The 18747-nt window shown below is 61.5% G+C and carries 15 protein-coding genes; 13 read left to right on the top strand and 2 right to left on the bottom strand.

All coding sequences use genetic code 11. From position 1 onward, the window contains the following. Positions 1-63: 63 nt before the first annotated feature. The 9 genes from AUC43_RS13910 to AUC43_RS13875 all read left to right on the top strand — a co-directional run bounded on the left by AUC43_RS13910 (position 64) and on the right by AUC43_RS13875 (position 9158). On the top strand, positions 64-933 hold the full coding sequence (locus AUC43_RS13910) for an aldo/keto reductase (protein ID WP_068194760.1): 870 nt from the start codon (positions 64-66) through the stop codon (positions 931-933). A 205-nt stretch (positions 934-1138) separates the two neighbouring features. Beyond that, a complete protein-coding gene (locus tag AUC43_RS13905) occupies positions 1139-2254 on the top strand; it encodes an OmpA family protein (protein ID WP_068194756.1) in 1116 nt (371 codons plus the stop codon). A gap of 181 nt (positions 2255-2435) precedes the next feature. Continuing rightward, positions 2436-3257 (top strand): polysaccharide deacetylase family protein, encoded by an 822-nt coding sequence (locus AUC43_RS13900; RefSeq protein ID WP_068194754.1) that lies wholly within the window; start codon positions 2436-2438, stop codon positions 3255-3257. 65 nt (positions 3258-3322) lie between these two features. After that, entirely contained in the window at positions 3323-4606 is a 1284-nt protein-coding gene (locus AUC43_RS13895) for a M20/M25/M40 family metallo-hydrolase (RefSeq protein ID WP_068194750.1), read from the top strand. A gap of 43 nt (positions 4607-4649) precedes the next feature. Continuing rightward, positions 4650-5252: a pseudouridine synthase gene (locus tag AUC43_RS13890; RefSeq protein ID WP_233254010.1), complete on the top strand. Its 603-nt coding sequence runs from the start codon at positions 4650-4652 to the stop codon at positions 5250-5252. Positions 5253-5345: 93 nt separating this feature from the next. Beyond that, positions 5346-5480 (top strand): hypothetical protein, encoded by a 135-nt coding sequence (locus AUC43_RS21715; protein WP_257721708.1) that lies wholly within the window; start codon positions 5346-5348, stop codon positions 5478-5480. 229 nt (positions 5481-5709) lie between these two features. After that, positions 5710-6342, top strand: a complete 633-nt coding sequence (locus tag AUC43_RS13885) for an FKBP-type peptidyl-prolyl cis-trans isomerase (RefSeq protein WP_068194746.1) — start codon at positions 5710-5712, stop codon at positions 6340-6342. Between the two features lie 102 nt (positions 6343-6444). Beyond that, positions 6445-7086 (top strand): hypothetical protein, encoded by a 642-nt coding sequence (locus AUC43_RS13880; RefSeq protein WP_068194743.1) that lies wholly within the window; start codon positions 6445-6447, stop codon positions 7084-7086. A gap of 113 nt (positions 7087-7199) precedes the next feature. Continuing rightward, positions 7200-9158, top strand: a complete 1959-nt coding sequence (locus tag AUC43_RS13875) for a KUP/HAK/KT family potassium transporter (protein WP_068194739.1) — start codon at positions 7200-7202, stop codon at positions 9156-9158. A gap of 169 nt (positions 9159-9327) precedes the next feature. Here the strand turns inward: AUC43_RS13875 and AUC43_RS13870 are convergent, their stop codons facing one another. Then, positions 9328-11148, bottom strand: a complete 1821-nt coding sequence (locus tag AUC43_RS13870) for a M61 family metallopeptidase (protein ID WP_233254009.1) — start codon at positions 11146-11148, stop codon at positions 9328-9330. A gap of 172 nt (positions 11149-11320) precedes the next feature. Between AUC43_RS13870 and AUC43_RS13865 the strand changes: the two genes are divergently transcribed. The 3 genes from AUC43_RS13865 (at position 11321) to AUC43_RS13855 (ending at position 14081) form a co-directional block, all read left to right on the top strand. Beyond that, positions 11321-12196 (top strand): C40 family peptidase, encoded by an 876-nt coding sequence (locus tag AUC43_RS13865; RefSeq protein ID WP_157781082.1) that lies wholly within the window; start codon positions 11321-11323, stop codon positions 12194-12196. A 628-nt stretch (positions 12197-12824) separates the two neighbouring features. Continuing rightward, positions 12825-13265, top strand: coding sequence for a DUF2147 domain-containing protein (locus tag AUC43_RS13860; protein ID WP_068194733.1), 441 nt, complete (start codon positions 12825-12827; stop codon positions 13263-13265). Positions 13266-13445: 180 nt separating this feature from the next. After that, complete coding sequence (locus AUC43_RS13855) at positions 13446-14081, top strand: hypothetical protein (protein ID WP_068194729.1); 636 nt, start codon at positions 13446-13448, stop codon at positions 14079-14081. 65 nt (positions 14082-14146) lie between these two features. Here AUC43_RS13855 and AUC43_RS13850 read toward each other — a convergent pair whose 3' ends face one another. Then, a complete protein-coding gene (locus AUC43_RS13850) occupies positions 14147-16234 on the bottom strand; it encodes a M1 family metallopeptidase (protein WP_157781081.1) in 2088 nt (695 codons plus the stop codon). A 210-nt stretch (positions 16235-16444) separates the two neighbouring features. Between AUC43_RS13850 and AUC43_RS13845 the strand changes: the two genes are divergently transcribed. After that, positions 16445-18712 carry a T9SS type B sorting domain-containing protein gene (locus AUC43_RS13845; protein ID WP_082685098.1) on the top strand — a complete coding sequence of 756 codons (2268 nt, stop codon included), beginning with the start codon at positions 16445-16447 and terminating at the stop codon, positions 18710-18712. Positions 18713-18747 lie beyond the last annotated feature (35 nt).

Below are 18747 nucleotides of genomic sequence, written 5' to 3'. Positions count from 1 at the left end.
CACGGGCCTTCTGGCTTACTGAGTACTTTTAATTATTTATTCGCCTGCTTTTCACATTCACGCATGACCATCACCATCGCCCAGCACTCTGCCCATCCCCTCACCGTCAACCGCCTCGGCTACGGCACCATGCGGCTCACCGGCCTGCAAATCTGGGGCGAGCCGGCCAATCGCGGGGAGGCACTGGAGATACTTAAAATCGCGGTTGGGGCAGGCGTGAATTTTCTGGATACGGCCGACTATTACGGCGAAGATGTGACCAACCGCCTGATTGCGGAAGCCCTGCATCCGTACTCGCCGGGCCTGGTAATCTGCACGAAGGTGGGCGCCACCCGCCGGCCCGATAAAAGCTGGGTGCCCTACAACAGCCCCGAAAACCTGCGGGCCAGCATCGAGAACAACCTGCGCACCCTCAAGCAGGAGCAGATTCAGCTGGTGCACCTGCGCCTGATGGGACACGGCGCGGTTCCGCTGGCCGAGCAGCTCGGAGCAATGTATGAGATGCAGCAAGAAGGCAAAATCCTACACGTGGGCCTAAGCAACGCCACCCGCGCCGAGCTGGAAGAAGGCTTGCAGCTGGGCCCCATTGCCACGGTCGAGAACATGTACGGCTACGCGCAACGCACCACCGTGCAACTGCCCCACGGCGCCAACCCGGGCGGCGAAGAAGTACTGGATTTGTGCGAGCAGCACGGCATTCCGCTCATCCCGTTCTTCTCGCTGGTGCACGGCCTGCCCAACGCCGGCGACAAGCTCGCGGCCATTGCCCGGAAGCACCACGCCTCGGAAGCGCAGATTAACATTGCCTGGTTGCTGCACAAGTCGCCCTGGATACTGCCGATTCCGGGCACCTCGTCGCTGGCGCACTTGCGCGAAAACATACAGGCGGCGCACATCCAGCTGAGTACGGAGGATATGGCATTCCTGGCCTAGCCGCACCAAGCACTTTTTAATTAGTGCGGTTTCATCGTTGGTCTTGCTGGCGCCGGATGCATCCTTTGGCGGGCCCACCGGTCATTGGATAGGGCCGGGTGCACCGTTCGTCAGGAAGGCATACGTTCTGGCTCAACCTCGACAAGCACAGAATGAACGAAGGTCGGCAATAGCATTATTTTCAGTTGGACCTTAATTTTGTTCCATGAAACGCGGCTATTGGTATGGCATTGGAGCCCTGCTGCTGGCGGGGTGGTATCCGGAGGGGCCGGTGCAGGCCCAGTCCCTGACGGGCGTATGGCAAGGCGTAGAAACCGATACCGGCGAGCCCGATGCCGTGTGGCCGGCAGTGCTGCGGCTGCAAAAGGGCAAGGGCACCGACGTGTTCGGCGTGCTCTATCAGGAAGTGGGCGGGCGGCCTCACATTACGGTTACGTTTCAGATGCAAGGCAAGCGCACCGATAAGGGCATGCAGCTCGACCACATTCGGAAGCTCAACGAAACCGGCCGCACGCCCGACAGCTACTGGTGCGACGGCTCCATCGCCTTCACCTATGATGCCAGCCAGGAAAAGTTGACCGGCCACGCCACCTACCGGCCCGTGGGCGACTGCGACGTGGGCACGTTCACGATGTATCGCATCAAGCTAAAATCGCCGGCCACGGTGCAGGCCGGCACCGAAAGCACGATTCGAGTATCGGGCCGCAACGTGATGTGGTACGCCGACCCGGAGCTGAAGCAGCCGCTGAATACCGGCAACACCTACCGCACCCGGCTCACCAAAACCACCACCTTCTACCTCACCCAGGAATTTTACCCCACCAGCCAGAGCCCGGTGGTGCCCATCACCATTCAGGTAACGGGCGCGGTGGCCAAGGCCACGCCGAAGCCCGCGCCCCCACCGCCCGCGCCGGTGCGCCCCGACACGGTGCGCCCGGAGGTAGCGCGCCTCGATACGGCGCGCCCGGCCCCGGCGCCCATTATTATAACGCCGACGCCGGTGGTGCTGCCCACGGTGTTGTTTAAGGTGGGCACGCCCGAGCTGCTACCCGAAGGCCGGCCCGCGCTCGACCAACTGGCGGCCGAGCTCAAAGCCCGGCCCACCCTGCGGATACGCGTGGTGGGCCACACCGACCGGGTGGGCGAGCACGACAAAAACCAGCTGCTCTCGGAGCAACGGGCCGCTGCGGTGAAAGATTATTTGGTGCAAGGCGGCGTGGCGGCCGACCGCATCAGCACCATCGGGTACGGCGACACGCGCCCGCTCTTTACTTCGCCCAATGTTCGCAACCGCCGGGTGGAGGTGGAGGAAGTGAAGTAAAGGCGCGTTGGGGCTGCTGGCTTCGAAACGTTTTGGGTGTCCAGGCGCATATTTGCGTCTGGTAGGCTGCGCCGTTGGCATTTATCCGCAGGGTATTGTTCAACGGGGCAGACGCGAATACGCGTCTCGACAGCTTGCCGGTGTCTCTGTACCCACCGCAACAATCAGCTACTCCCCGCGCATGAAACCCGGTAGAATTCTCACGCTCGCGCTTGCCTTGCTGGGCGGTGCCCAAACCGCAGCCCAAGCCCAGGCTGGCAGCCCCTGGAATAACAAGCAGTGCGCGGTGGTGCTGACGTACGACGACGCCATCGATGTGGACCTGGACAACGCCCTGCCGGCGCTGGATTCCGTGAAGCTGCGGGGCACGTTTTACTTGATAGGCTCGTCGCCGGTGGTGGCGCGCCGGCTCAATGAGTGGCGGCAGGCCGCCAAGCGCGGGCACGAGCTGGGCAACCACGCCCTGTTTCATCCCTGCGACGGCAGCCGGCCGGGCCGGGGCTTCGTCACGCCCGACAACGACCTGAGCAAGTACACCGTGAGCCGGGCTGTAAACGAAATTCGGGTCACCAACACCTTGCTCACTGCCATCGACGGCAAAACCGCCCGCACCTTCGCCTACCCCTGCGGCGACCTGAAAATCGGCGATGTCAATTTTTATGACCAGCTCAAAAACGACTTCGTGGCGGCCCGCGGCGTGACGTCTGGCCTCCAAACCCCCGCCCAAGTCAACCTGGACAATATCAACAGCTATATGATAAACGGCCAGTCGGGCCAGCAACTAATTGACCTGGTGAAGCAGGCGCAGCAGTCGCACACGCTGCTGGTGTTCTTGTTTCACGGCGTGGGCGGCGGCCACAGCCTCAATGTAGACCTGCAGGCCCACCGCCAGCTGTTGCGCTACCTCAAGGCGCACGAAAAAGACATCTGGGTGGCGCCCATGGTGGAGGTGGCCACCAAAATCAAGGGGCTGCAGCAGGTCTCATCTGCAAGTAAGCAATAGGGCGTTGCCTTCTCACGCCCTTTCAATCACGAACTTTACAGCTGATTCAGCTCAATTTCTATTCCGTGAAAAAACTTCTCCTCGCGTCCGCCATCCTCTGCTCCTACACCGCTTCGGCGCAAAAACTCAGCTCCACCGAGCGCAAAATTGTGGCTTCTGTGCAGCAGAACATGCCCCAGTCGGAGAAGCTGCTGGAGCAGTTGGTGAACATCAACAGCGGCACGCTCAATGTGAAAGGCGTGCGGGAAGTGGGCACGGTGCTCCAGAAAGAGTTTGACGCGCTGGGCTTCAAAACCGAGTGGGTGGCCATGCCCGAAACCATGCAGCGCGCCGGCCACCTGGTAGCCCAACACAAAGGCAAAAAAGGCAAGAAGCTGTTTCTGATTGGGCACCTCGACACGGTCTTTGAGCTGGACATGCCCTTCACGAAGTACACCCGGCTCAACGACTCCACCGCCACGGGCCAGGGCGTGAACGACATGAAAGGCGGCGACGTGGTGATACTCGCGGCGCTGCAGGCCCTGCAAGCCAACGGCCTGCTGAAAAACGCGAGCATCACGGCTTACTTCACCGGCGACGAGGAGCGCGGCGGCAAAGGCCCCGAAAGCCGCGCCGACTTCATAGCCCGGGCCAAACAAGCCAACGTGGCCCTGGCCTTCGAAACCGCCACCAACCTGCACACGGTGGCCACGGCCCGGCGCGGCTCCAGCACCTGGCAGCTCAAAACCTTCGGCACGGCGGCCCACTCCTCGGGCATCTTCAAGCCGGCCGTGGGCTACGGCGCCATCTACGAAGCCGCCCGCATCCTCAACTCCTTCCGCGAAACCCTGAGCCAGGAGCAGTACCTCACCTTCAACCCCGGCCTGATGGTGGGCGGCTCGGAGGTGAACTACGACGAAGCCAAAGCCCGCGGCGAAGTGGTGGGCAAAACCAACATCATCGCGCCCACTGCCTCCGTTGTCGGCGATTTGCGCTTCCTCACCGAAGCCCAGAAAGACGCGGCCCGTGAGAAAATGCGCGCCATTGTGGCGCAGAACCTGACCAATACCAAAGCCGAAATCACGTTCTCGGACGGCCTACCCGGCATGGCCCCCACCCCCGGCAACCAGAAGCTGGCCGCCCTGGCCGACCAAACCAGCCGCGACCTGGGCTACGGGCCCGTAGCGGCCGGCGACCCGGGCTCGCGCGGGGGCGGCGACATTTCCTACATAGCTCAATACGTCGATTGCCTCGATGGCCTCGGCGTGTCGGGCAAAGGCGCGCACGCGGCCGGCGAGACCATCAACCTCAAGGAATTTCCGATGCTGGCAGAGCGCGCCGCGCTGATGATTTACCGCCTTACCCGCTAGCCACCCGGCCGCCTTGCGGCACCTGAGCTAACATATGAATGCCGTGATTATACAACCGAGCGAGGAAATCATTCCCCACCGCCACTTCCTCATCCACAAGCCCTACGGCTGCCTCAGCCAGTTTGTAAGCCAGTTTTCGGGCGAAGCCAAAAAAACCATGCTAGGCCGGTTTTACGATTTCCCGGCGGGCACCATGTCCGTGGGCCGGCTCGACGAAGACAGCGAAGGCCTGCTCCTGCTCACCACCGATGGCAAAGTGAGCCAGCACATCCGCAGCAAGAAGATTGAGAAGGAATACTATGCCCAGGTAGACGGGCTGATTGACGAAGATGCCATTGCGCGGCTGCAGGCTGGCGTCGAAATCGGGATTGAAAATGTGAAGTACCAGACCAGCCCCTGCCGGGCGTTTCGGCTGGACCCAGCCCCGGACTTTGCGCCCCGTTCCAAGAAAATCCGCGACGACCGGCACGGGCCCACCAGCTGGGTTTCCATCACGCTCACGGAAGGCAAATTCCGGCAGGTGCGCAAGATGACGGCCGCCGTGGGTTTTCCCACGCTGCGGCTGGTGCGGGTGCGCGTGGGCAGCCTGCACCTGGGAGCCATGCAGCCGGGCGAGGTAGTGGAAGTGTCAGGCTTCGAAGGTTAAGGCAATGTTAATTAGGCTGCATGCATAACATATTCAGCTCAACCTTCGTATCTTTGCACCGGAATCACCACCAGGCTATTTCACTTATCGATTATGAAGAAGAACACCGCCCTATCCGTTTCGTCGCTGCTATTGCTGGGCGGCGTGAGCTACCTGGCTGCCAAACTGGCCGGCCTCGACCTGACGTTTGACTTCGCTGGCGACGACGACCACCTCTCCTATTGCTAAGCGTTATTTTATCGGTACCCACCGTTCTCTGCAATTAAATAAGCAGAAAGCCCGGCCCTTTGGCTGGGCTTTTTTGTTGTTAACTCGGCCATTACGGCCGGGCGCGGCGGTTCGGCCCGGCTTTTGGAACTTTGCCCCCGCAACGGCGTAACCCGTTCACCTATTTTTTCACCGGCTGGCGGTGGCGCAACGGCAACGAGCCCCAGCCCAACCTACTCCTACCCTGCCCATGAATCTCGATTCCCACCAAGCTCAGGTGAGCTACATCATTGGCCGCGACCTGGCCCGCAACTTTGCCCAGCAAGGCCTCGAGCTGGACGTAGACACCCTGGCCGGCGCCCTGAAAGAGGGCCTGCAGGGCCTCCCCAGCCGCCTGACCCAGGAGCAAATGCAGGCCGCCATGCAACAACTGCAAGAGCAGATGGGCGGTGCCGATGACCAAGACGACAACCAAAACCCCAACGCCGTGAACAACAACAAAGCCGAAGGCGAAGCCTTCCTCGCCGAAAACGCCAAGAAGCCAGGCGTGACCACCCTGCCCAGCGGCCTGCAGTACGAAGTGCTGACCCAGGGCACCGGCCCCAAGCCCACGCTGAAATCGTCGGTGACGACGCACTACCACGGCACCCTGATTAACGGCACCGTATTCGACAGCAGCTACCAGCGCGGCCAGCCCGCCACCTTCCCCGTCAATGGCGTGATTGCTGGATGGACAGAAGCCCTGCAGCTCATGCCCGAAGGCTCGAAGTACCGCCTTTACATCCCCTCGGACCTGGCCTATGGCAAGCGGGGCGCCGGCCGCGACATCCCCGGCGACACCGCCCTCATCTTCGATGTGGAGCTGATTAAAGTAAATAACTGAGGGGCCGTGGTGGCGGTGGCCGCTCCGGCGGCCTCCACTACCACGCGCACCGCGGCGCCCCGCTGGGCCCGCACTACTAGTACCTTGGCTGTTTCTGAGCACATGAAAGACCTCGAAGCCCAGCCACCCGCTGACCCAACTTTGCCCGTGGCCCCGGAACAACCTTCCGGGGCCGCTTTGCTGACTGCTGCCCCGGCCGCAACGTCGGAGCCCACCCCCGAGCTGCCCCCCGCCCCGCCCCTGCGCAGCGACGACGGCCGGCTAACCCTCACCGACACCACCCTTACCGTGCGGGGCCAAACCTTCCTGCTGCTGGAGCTGGAACGCGCCGAGCTCACGCCGGTCCGCTGGATACTGTGGTACCTGCTCGGGGGCCTGGGCCTGGCGGCCGTCATGATTGCCTTCCTGCAGAACTGGCTGCGCACCGGCCCGGCCATGATTGGCATGGCGCTCACGGCGCTGCTCCTGGCCTACGGGCACCGCGGCACCAACCGCCTGCGCCTGCACCGGCTGGGCCACGAGCTGGTCAACTTCGCCCTGCCCGGCGAAACGCCCCCCTGGCAGCGCCTCATCGCGGAGGTGAACCGCCGCATTTTCCGGGTGCATGACCAGGCGGCCCGCGAAGCGGCCGCCGTGCTGGCCGCGGCCGACGAGGCCATGCGCCAAGATGCCCTGGAAGCCCAAGCCGCCACCGAGGCCGGCGGGCACGACCCGCCGAATGACAATGATTTGATTGATCCGTAGCGCTACTTAATAGTACCGTAGCCGTAAGATCTTCAGCAGGCTGTGACTTACCTTCGCGCCCCACAAATCCCTAGCGCGCCTCTTTCGGCAGATTATCGTTTTTTATCCCCTTCATGGACTCTAAACATTCGCATACCGCTATATCGGGAGCAGGACTACTTATTGCCTTAGGCATTATTTACGGCGACATCGGCACCTCGCCGCTCTACGTAATGTCGTCCATTCTCAAGAGTGGCACCGTCCCCGATATGATTGACGCCCATCTGGTATTGGGCGGCATTTCGTGCGTGATATGGACCCTGACGCTGCAAACCACCGTCAAGTACGTGCTGCTCACCCTCAACGCCGATAACAACGGCGAAGGGGGCATTTTCTCGCTCTATGCCCTGGTGCGGCGCCGGGGCGCGTGGCTGTCGGCGGTGGCCATCATTGGTGGCGCGGCCCTGCTGGCCGACGGCGTGATTACGCCGCCCATTTCGGTGTCGTCGGCCATTGAAGGTCTCAAAGCCGTGTACCCCAGCCTGACCCAGGATATCGTGGTGTACATCGTGATTGGCATTATCGCGGGCCTGTTTCTGCTGCAAAGCTTTGGCACTCAGATAGTGGGCAAGGCTTTTGGCCCCATCATGCTGCTGTGGTTTACCATGCTGGGCGTACTGGGCGGCATCTGGATTTATGAAAACCCCATCATTCTGAAAGCCTTCAACCCCTACTACGCCTACGATTTGCTGGTGCGCTACCCCGGGGGCTTCTGGCTGCTGGGGTCGGTGTTTCTGTGCACCACGGGGGCCGAGGCCCTGTATTCTGACCTGGGCCACTGCGGCAAGGGCAACATTCGCATCAGCTGGACCTTTGTAAAAACGGCCCTCGTTCTCAACTACCTGGGGCAAGGCGCATGGCTCCTGAAACACGAAGGCCAGATGCTGGAAGGTAAAAACCCCTTCTTCGCACTCATGCCGCAGTGGTTCCTGCTCATCGGCATCAGCATTGCCACCATTGCCGCCATCATCGCCTCGCAGGCCCTCATAACGGGCTCCTTTACGCTGGTGGCCGAAGCCATTCGGCTCAACATGTGGCCCAAGGTGCGGCTCAACTACCCCACCGATGTGAAAGGCCAGCTCTTCGTACCGAGCATGAACCGGCTCCTGCTGCTGGGCTGCATTGGCGTGGTGCTGTATTTCCGGGAGTCGACCAACATGGAAGCGGCCTATGGCCTGGCCATCACGCTCACCATGCTCATGACCACGATTCTGCTCACGGTGTGGCTGCGCGCCAAGAAGGTGGCCCTGCCGCTGGTTTTTGCCTTTGCGTCGCTTTACGGCATCATCGAAGGGGCTTTCCTGATTGCCAACATGCGCAAGTTTCCGCACGGCGGCTGGGTTTCGTTGGCCATCGGCGGCGCGCTGATGGGCGTGATGTACGTGTGGCTGAAAGCGTTTTACATCAAGCGCCGGCTCACGGAATTTGTGCGCCTGGAGCCGTACGTGGACGCCCTCAAGCAGCTCAGCGACGACGACTCCATCCCCAAGTATTCTACCCACTTGGTGTTCCTGACGTCGGCCGAGCGCAGCTCAGAAATTGAGCAGAAAATCATCTACTCCATCTTCCAGAAGCGGCCCAAGCGGGCGGATATCTACTGGTTCATCCACGTTGACACCACCGACGAGCCCTACACCATGGAGTACAAAGTGACTGAAGTTGCGCCCGACGACGTGTTCCGCATCAACTTCCGGCTGGGCTTCCGGGTGCAGCAGCGCATCAACCTGTACTTCCGCAAAGTGATTGAGGACCTGGTGCGCAACAAGGAAGTGGACATTACCTCGCGCTACGAGTCGCTGAGCAAGCAGCACGTGACCGGCGACTTCCGCTTTGTGGTACTAGAGAAGTTTCTAAGCATCGAAAACGACTTCCCCACCCGCGAGAAGCTGGTGATGCAGGCCTACTTCTACATCCGCCAGTTCATTGCGTCGGAAGACCAGTACTTTGGGTTGGACACCTCGTCGGTGAAAGTGGAGAAGGTACCGCTGGTTATTGCCCCAGTACGCGAAGTGGCCCTGAAACGCATTCGGTAATCCTAAAGTCTGTCATGCAGAGCGCAGCGAAGCATCTTAACACGCCAAAACGAGTCGTTCCCCGGCGATAAGATACTTCGCAGCGCTCTGCATGACAGACGGTAGAGTGAATTAACAAAAAAAGCCCCGTGCTGGTAGCACGGGGCTTTTTTGTTGCAAGTCGCAAAACCTATTTCGTCGCCCCCAGCCACCGCTCCAGCACGAGTTGCTGGGCAGCAGTTGGGCTAGCTGCCGGCTGCACCTGATACTTCAGGTCCGGGTTGGGCTGCATCTTTAGGGTGATGTCGCGGTTGAGGCCGTCGCGGCGCACCTGGAGCTTAAGCTCCGAGCCTACCGGGCCGCCGAGCAGCGACTTCGCGGTTTCTTCGGTGGGCGCGGCGCCGTTTATCAACAGGATTTCGTCGTTTACGTTCAGGCCGGTGTTCCAGGCGGCGCGGTCGCGCAGTACACTCGTCACGAGCAGCTTCCCGCTCCGGTTGGAAAAGGCAGCCCCGATGGTGCCGGAGGTGCTGAGCGGCGCGCTGCTCAGTGTGAGGCCGGCATAGCCCAAGGCCGTGGCGAAATCAATCGGCTTGGTGCCGTACACGCTGTTCTGGAAGAACTCGTCGTAGCGGCGGCCGGCTACTGTGGCCACAGCATCCTGGAATTCCTTGTCGGTAAACCCGCGGCCGGCTTTCTTATAGTAGGTGTCGTACAGCAGGCGAAACACGTCGTCGAGGTGCTTCCCGCCCTTCGTGGCTTCGGCAATGTTGAGGTCCAGCCAGGTGCCAATCAAGTCGCCTTTGGAGTAATAGCTGATTTGGGTATTGACGGCGTTCTCGTTGGGCCGGTAGTATTTAATCCAGGCATCGAAGCTGGACTCGGCGGCCGACTGCACGCGGTTGCCAGGTGTGTTTTCTACCTCCGTTATTGCATTGGCCAGCTTGCCCAGGTACTCGTCGCGCGAGAGTAACCCAGCCCGCTCGTTGAGGAGCTTGGAGTAGTATTCCGTCATGCCTTCGCTCACCCATAGCATGTGGGTGTAGTTTTCCTTGTCGTAGTCGAACGGCCCCAGGGCCACCGGGCGAATGCGCTTCACGTTCCAGAGGTGGAAGTATTCGTGCGCCGCCAGGCCCAGAAACGACTTGTAGCCTGCCTCCGTGCCGTAGGAGCCCCGGCTCACCTCCAGGGTGGTGGAGTACAGGTGCTCCAAGCCCCCGCCGCCGCGCTCCAGGTTGTGCACGATGAACAGGTAGTGGTCGAGCGGATTCTGGCCCACCACGCGGTGCGCTTCTTCGCACACCTTCTTGAGGTCGGCCGTCAGCTTGGCGTCGTCTGCGTTGTACGTGCCAAACATGGCCACCTGGTGCGGCGTGCCGTTGGCGGTGAACTCCAGCACTTTCTGGTTGCCGATTTCCATCGGCGAATCGGCCAGCTCGTCGTAGCTGGCGGCTTTGTAGGTGAACTTACCGGTGCCGGGGCGCAGCGCCGTGCTTACCTGGGCCCAGCCGGCGGCTGGCTGCACCACCACCGTACTGCCCAGCATCTTGTTTTCGGCGGGGTACATAAACACGCTCGTGCCGTTCAGGTAGCCGTGGTCGGCGTCGATAAACGAGGTGCGCACGGTCAGCTCAAAGGCGTAGACGCGGTAGCTCACCTGGAAATTGGCCTGCTTGGCGTGGCGCACCCGCCAGGTGTTTTTGTTGATTTTCTCAACGGCCAACGGCTGCCCGGCGGCCGTGCGGGCCTGGAAGCCTTCCACGTTCTTGGAGTATTCGCGCACCAGGTAGGAGCCCGGGGCCCACACCGGCATTTTCACGTCAGTGTAGTCGGCCGGGAAGCCGCCCAGCTCCATTTTAACTTCAAAGTAGTGGGTTTGGGGCGCGGGCATGGCCAGCGTGTAGCGCAGCGTGGGCACCACGGCCGCCGGGCGCGCCTGCACTGCCAGCCCGCCGGCCAGCAGCAGAGCCAGCGCGGTATGACCAAGGCGTATTTTTGAATTTCTGAGCATTAGCAATGTTATAAGATGGACCTTTGGCACAAAGTAAGCCCGGAGCACTGCCTCCAACCTAGCGAACAGCCCTGCGTTGAGGGCTATTGTGGTGCTTACTTTCGGCACCCACTTTGCACTCCGTTCGATTATGCGTTACGTCTGGCTGGTTTTTATAGGATTATTGGCCGCCATGGCCATAGTTCTGCCCCGGCTAAACCGCCGGGCTGCGGCCCCCAAGCGCGTAACCTGGACCACCACTAAGTCCGACGACCTGCCGGCGCAGCCGGTTTCCACTTCCTTCGCTGCCCTGCGCGAAGCCCCGGCCACTGGCCTGGCGGCCCGCGCCGATAGCATTGTGGCCTTCGGCCTTTCGCATCAGGGCACGCCCTATGTGTTTGCCGGTACGTCGCCCCTCACGGGGTTTGACTGCTCCGGCTTTATCATGTACACCTTCGCTCATTTCAACGTCAACGTGCCGCATTCCACGGCCCTGCTCATTGACGTGGGCCGCCCCGTAGCGCGCGCCGAAGCCCAACCCGGCGACATCGTGGTGTTTACGGGCACGGCGCCTACCAGCACCACGCCGGGCCACGCCGGCATTGTCATTTCCAAGCGGGGCGAAGTGCCGCTGCGGTTCGTACACGCCTCCTCGGCCCGGCGCGAGTCCGGCGTGAAAGTGAGCCAGGTAGAAGGAACCGACTACGAGCGCCGCTTTATGCAGGTGCGCCGCGTGCTGGGGCCCGGTGCCATGGTAGCCACCAACGCGCCCAAGCCAGCACCACTGGCTCGTACAGTAGCTCCGGTAGCAGCGCTGCCCACCCGCCCGGCCGCAGTAGAGCCACTGGCTGCCCCCGTAACGGCCCCGCCCAAAGTGCTGCCGGCCCTTAAGAAAGCGGCGCCAGTGGCGCGGAAGAGCACCCGCACGGTGGCCAAGAAAGCAGCCACTCGCAAAAGCACGGTGGCCAAAAAGAAAGTGGCGCCCACCATCCGGCACAAAGCCCCGGCCAAGAAAGCCCCGGTGAAGAAAACTACCCGCACCACTTCAAAAAAGCGGACGACTCATTAAGAGCGCAGGGCTTCGGGGAAATGCAATTGGGCTAAAAAAAGCGATACCCGGTACGCCTCTGCCGTCCCACTAAAGGGCGACTGGGCGAACCGGGCATCTAATCCTTCAAATCTTACCAAGCGGCGAAACTGGGGTACAGTTCCGGCGTCCTAAGCGTAAGACCTGGCCGAATGTGGGCAGCCTTAGGAGCTACCCCACGAAGCTGTTGTTAGGCGCGTACTGCGGTGAAGCGTACGACATTCGACAGGCTTGGCAGGATTTGTTTGGGACTACTAGACATTTTGTACCTCCTTTCTTTACGTTCGACATAACACTCATTCGCGCGGCCCAGCACCTTAGGGCTGCTTGAATGAGGCCGTAGCACTCACTACTGGTCGGTAAAGTTAATAGCGGAAACTAAGGTTCAAAACCTGGAGCCTAATTATTGGGCTAAACCCGCTCAACAGTAGCTTGAGCCCTGATTTACAGCTATATTTTTTTTGTCATTAGTAGCGAAAATCTCGTCTGCTTAGCAAAAGCTCATAACTTGGCCGTAAACTTGCCTGGGTGCTATTCAATACCACCGGCGGGCCCTCCGGAATTTTTCAATTACCTTTTCCCATCAAACCCACTCCTCTTCTCTTCAGAAATGAAAAAAACACTGCTTTTACTCATTGCCCTCGTGTTGGGCGTTGCCCGCATGGCTTCCGCCCAAACCATGACCCCGCTCGGGGTATGGACGAACTCGGAGAAGAAGGCCACGTTTGAAATATACAAGTGCGGCGACAAGTTGTGCGGTAAAATTGTGAGCCTGACCGTACCGAATGACCCCGCCACCGGCAAGCCCAAAACCGATAGCCAAAACCCCGACCCCAAGCTGCGCAACCGCCCCCGCCTGGGCCTGGTGTTTATGCAAGGCTTCAAGTACGACGACGACAACAAGTGGGACGACGGCAAAATCTACGACCCCGAAAGCGGCAAGACCTACTCCTGCTACATGAAGCTGGAAAGCGCCAACACCATGGAAGTGAAGGGCTACATCGGCTTTTCGCTCATTGGCAAGTCCCAGACCTGGACGCGGGTAAAATAACCGCCCGGACAGTTGCCTGATAAACGGTAATAAGGCCGGTTTCCCCACGGAAGCCGGCCTTTGTTTATGGCACGCTCCCTTGGATGCGCGCCCCCCGGGCCCAAACCGGTGGCCTGCCCGGCGCCGGCTCCCAAACTATTTACCAAAGTGGGTGTTTCGACTCCACTAACTTTCCACGTTTTGCTCGATTTTATCCACAACCTGTTTCGCTCCAATGCGAAATCCCCGGCCTCCTGGCACGCGGTGGCGCTGTCGCCGGCCCAGGTCCGGCGGCACGCCCGCTGGGTCGAGCAGCGCGTGTACCTCAACTGGCTGGGCCCCTATTTTAAGGCCTACCACCTGCGCAAGGGCGGCGCGGCGGGCACCCGCGGCTTCCAGGTGCAGCTGCTGCAGGAGCACGGCCGCCAGGGCGCGCTGCTTTTCTTTGACCCTTCGATTGGGCCCGGCAACTTCCGCCACTTTTACGAGCACCTCGGCGAGCGGGTGCTGGCGCTGGGCTACCGCCGCGCCTGCGCCGACAAGTGCACCCAGCAGCGCGAACACTACACCGAAACCACGCTCAAGCAGTTCTTCAAGCCCAACCCAACCGACTGCCCCCACACCGGGGATTGCAACCAGCGCTTTGGCCTCATCACCGTCGATTTGGTGGCCGTCAATGGGCAGCCCATGTTTATCCGTCTCACCAGCAACGCCGTGCTCGAACCGGGCTTCACGCCCGCCCGCTCGTTTGATGAGCTGCTAAAGGCCCTGCTCGACGCGCCGCCGGCCGACGCCGCCAGCGAGGCGCTGATTGCGGTGTACCACGACACATTCTAGCAATTGAGCTAAAAAAAGCCGCTCCTTCTCAGGAGCGGCTTTTTTATTTAACGGGTTGGGCTGAATTACTCCCGTACAAACCGGCTCTGGCCCAGCAGCTCGCCCTGAGCACCGAGCAGGCGCAAGTGGTACAAGCCCGGGGCCAGCGCGTGCGTGTAGAGTGTGGGCTGCTGCGCCACCACCACTTGCCGCAGCACCACGCGGCCCGTGGCATCCAGGGCTTCGGCCGTGAGGCGGGCGGCGGGCAGCGCCGATAATTGGAGCTGGTCGCGGCAGGGATTGGGGTAAAGGCTGAGGGGAATGACACTGGTACCCGCCCGGTTGGCCAGCAAGGTATTGTCGCGAAAAGCGCCGCTGTACGGAGAGTCCAAAATCCACTGGTCCGGGTCGATTGCCACGCTGGCCACGGTGCTATTCACAGAGAAATAGTAGGTTTCGGTGGCCTGGCCCTGGTGCAGGCGCACGGTTTGGGTAGTACCGTTGGTGAAGGTGAGGCGGTAATCAACATCGGTGTCAAAGAAAGGCGTATAGTATGGAAAGGAGGCTATTTCATTAACGCGCAGCACGAAACTGCTGCCGTTCTGGTTCCACTTGCCATCAAAGAGGGGGGCGCCATGTCCCGTGAACCATTGCTGGAAGAAATACCCGAGCGGCCGGCCGGCCTCACCCTCGAAAATGCGCTGCAAATCGGCAGTGCGGGCGGTAGACCCACGGAATTGGGTCTGGTAGGTGCGCAAGGCCCGAAAGAACTTGGTATCGTCGTTCAGCAAATAGCGTAGCATGTGAATTACGGCAGCACCCTTCTTATAGCTCAGGTTATAATTGAAGATGCGATGCACGCTGGTGGTGTCGTCCACCGACATGCTCCCCTGGTCCAATAGCGCGTTTTGGTGGGCGTTGTCCATCCAGGCGCGGGCACTGGCGGGGGTATCAAAGGCTTGCAGCGAGAGGTACTCCCCGTAGGACGCAAAGCCTTCGTTGAGCCAAATGTCTGCCCAGCTGGCACAGGTCACGTTGTCGCCAAACCACTGATGGAAAAGCTCATGGGCAGTGAGCGTGAATGAAAACCCATCCTGGGTGGTCATGGTTTGGTGCTCCATGCCGCCGAAAATGGGGGCCGTGGTGTGCCCGTATTTTTCGTTGGCAAAAGGGTACAGCCCCACCAGGGCCGAGTAGTTTTCGATAAAGCCCGGCGTCAGGTCTATGCGGGTTTTCCAGTAATCGAGGTACGCCTGGTTGTACACGTAGTTGACGATGGGAATGCGGGGCCCACCGGCGGGGTTGGCGTAGTTCACGTACTCCAGATACGGCGCCACCGACACCGAAATCAGGTAATAGTCGATGGGATGCCGGGACTTCCACTCGTAGCGCACCTTGTTGCCCGGGAGCGGCACGGTGCGCACCAGCACGCCGTTGGAGCCCACCTTGTTGGGCTGGGTGGTGGTCACCCACACGTCGGAAGAGTCGGCTTTGTCGGTGAGCACCTGCTTGCACGGAAACCACTCGTGCGCCGAAAAAGGCTCCGACAAGGACCAGGTAACGTCATAGGCAAAGGTTGGGGCGCCGTTGTAAGTATCGATGTTGACCGAACTGCGGTTGCTCAGGCCGTTGCCGATGGCCGCCGAATTGCCGCTGGGCGCCGTGCCGTGGTAGTAGATGCGGGCATCGGCCAGGGAGTTGGCAGCCAGGGGTTTGGCCAGGCCGGCGGTGGCATCGGGCCCGGCCCGGCGGATGCCGGGCGCGCGGCGGCCGTTCACCACCACCGAGTCGATGAGCAGCGTGGCAGTGCCGGCCGGGGAGCCCGCCGGGGCCTGGTATAGCTCAAATGCCAAGGAATCGAGGGCCTGGCTTCCCACCCGAAGGCGCATCCACACCGAGCCGGCCACGTTCAGCGAGTTGTTTTCCATAGCCAGGTCCAGCTTGTAGTACTTCACGTCGTACCGGTCCATTTTGCGGCGGTGCGGCACCGAAGTCGTTGCGCTGCGCAGGGCCGCCTGCACGTGGCCCGCCGCGCAGAGCCGGCCGCCTTCCAGCTCTTCCGGGCTCAGGCTGAAGCCGCGAACGTTGGCGCCAGGCGCCAGCTGCTGGGCCCGCAGCCCCGGGGGCGCAGCGAATAAGCTGCTCAGTAAGAAACCGTAGACCAATGGACGCATAGGATAGAGAAAAGAAGTAAATAGTGCCATACCAGTTCGGTAGCGCCACCACCTTGTGGGCACCTAAGGTATGGCGGCACACCCCTAAAACCAGCTTACGGCCGAGCCAATCCGGCGTGCCAGCAAAACGCGGTGCCCCGGCCAGAAGTTGACTTTAGCGGCCGTATATTTCGGCTCCATCCGGATTTAGTACGCTTATTTCTCCAACGAATGCTCTTTCGCCTTCCTTTGCCCGGTCCGGCGTGGGCTGCATTGCTGCTGTTTTGGGGCAGTTGGCTGGGGTTTGGCAAGACGGCACAGGCTACGCACATAGTGGGCGGTGAAATGGAGCTGGTGCACAATACCGGCGAGTCCTACACGCTGCTGCTCAACCTGTACTTCGACGCCGTGAATGGCAACGTGAGCGTGCTCGATGCCGACCTCACGGCCAGCATTTTTGAGAAAAGCACCAACAACCGCATGACCAACGTGGTGCTGCCGCTCAGCAGCAACACCTTCGTCAACTACACCAATCCGGCGTGTGCCCAGCCCACGCTCAGCACCCGCAAGCTGGTGTACAGCAAGCTCATCACGCTCACGGCCGATACCTACAACAGTCCGCAAGGGTACTACGTGGCGGTGGAGCGCTGCTGCCGCAACTACTCCATCAGCAACATAGTGGCGCCCAACAACGCCGCCCAAACCTTCTACCTGGAGTTTCCGGCGGTGGTGCGGGGCGGCAAGCCCTTCTACGACTCCACGCCGCGCATCTTTCCAGCACTGGCCGACTACGCTTGCCGCAACGAGCTGTTCTACTACGACTTCGGCGGCCAGGACGCCGACGGCGACTCCCTGGTATACGACCTGGTAACTCCGCTCAACGGGCACGCCAACGCCACCGTGCCCAAGCCCGCTGCGGCCGACGCGGCCCCTTATGCCCTCATCAAGTGGAACCCGGGACTAAGCACCCTCAACCAGATACCCGGCGCTCCCACCCTCGAAATCGGCCGGAACTCGGGCCGGCTCACCGTGCGGCCCACGTCGTTGGGCCTCTTCGTGTTTGGGGTGCGCTGCGCCGAGTACCGGCGGGGCGAGAAAATCGGGGAATCGCGGCGCGACTTCCAGCTGATGGTGCTAAACTGCGCCGTGAACACCAAGCCCAGCCTTAAGCTGCTGCCCGCCCCGGCCAGCCCTACCACGTACCGGCCCGGCCGCGACACCCTGCATTTTGTGCCCGGCGGCAACCGCTGCGTTCGGCTGCGCTTCACCGACCCCGACCCCAATTCGCGGCTGACCTTGTCATTAACCCCAGTAAATTTTTCGGGCCTGCTGCCCACGTTTACGTCGGTTAGCAGCGGCGCGGTGCGCACGGCCGGCGCACCGGATACGCTCACGGCCACGCTCTGCTTTCCTGAGTGCATGAACTCCCGCGGCCGGGTCTTTTTGCTGGATGTGGTGGTGGGCGACGACGGCTGCAGCCTGCCCAAGCGCGATACGGTGCGCGTGGCTTTCACCGCCGTGCCGCCCGGCAACACCCCGCCCACCATTGCTGCCACGGCGGGCCCGGCTCTGCCCCTGCGCGTGCGCGTGGGCGACCTGGTAGCCTTCGACGTGACCGGCACCGACCTCGACTACGACCCCGTGCAGCTGGAAATGACCGGGCTAGGCTTCAGCCCCGGCGCATTGGGGGCCACGCTCGCGCAGGGCACCGCCGGCAACCAGCAGCGCGGCCGCTTCACCTGGCGCGTCGATTGCCGGGCCGTGGGGCCCGATTCCGTCTTCACCTTCCGGTTTGCGGCCGCAACGTCGCCGTGCAGCACGCGCGACGTTGCCACCATCTCGGTGCCCGTGGTGGTGAGCTACGCCAACCACGCGCCCGTGCTGGCCTCAAGCCTGCCGGTGCCCAAGGGGGCGGAAATCCCCCTGCTGGTGCTGCCCCTGGGCCGCCAGTATACCGCCACCTTCACCGGCACCGATGCCGACCGCGACGGCCTGACCCTAACGGCCAGCGGCACTTCCAACGAAGGCAAGGAAGGCTTCGACCTGGCTGCTGCGGGCATGCGCTTCCAGGCCTTCAACGGTACGGGCGCGGCCAATGGCACCTTCAGCTGGGACGTGAGCTGCGCCGCGGCTAATCTGCACCGCGAGCTCACTGTCACGTTCCAGCTCGTGGATGCCACCTGCAAGCCCCTGCCCCAGGTGCAGCGCGTCCGCCTGCAGGTCAAAAGCCCCGATTCGCTGGCCGTGAAGCTCTACAACGTCATCACCCCCAACCGCGACGGGCAAAACGACGAGTTCCGGCTGCCCGACCTGCCGCCGAACTTTTGCGATGCGCAGTTCGCCAGCATCCGGATTTTTAGCCGGTGGGGCCAGCAGGTCTTTGAATCGCAGGACCGTGAATTTCGCTGGCCCGGCCAGGGCAATGGGGGGCTGTACTACTACTTTGTGTCCTACACCGACGGCCGCAGATACCGGGGCTGGCTCGAAGTAATTCGGTAGCTCACCTACCATCTATTGTGTCATCCATCACTCCG

It is taken from the genome of Hymenobacter sedentarius (assembly GCF_001507645.1).
Lineage (GTDB): Bacteria > Bacteroidota > Bacteroidia > Cytophagales > Hymenobacteraceae > Hymenobacter > Hymenobacter sedentarius.
Note: the sequence above shows the minus strand (reverse complement) of the source record. Positions and strands in the feature narration are given on the sequence as shown.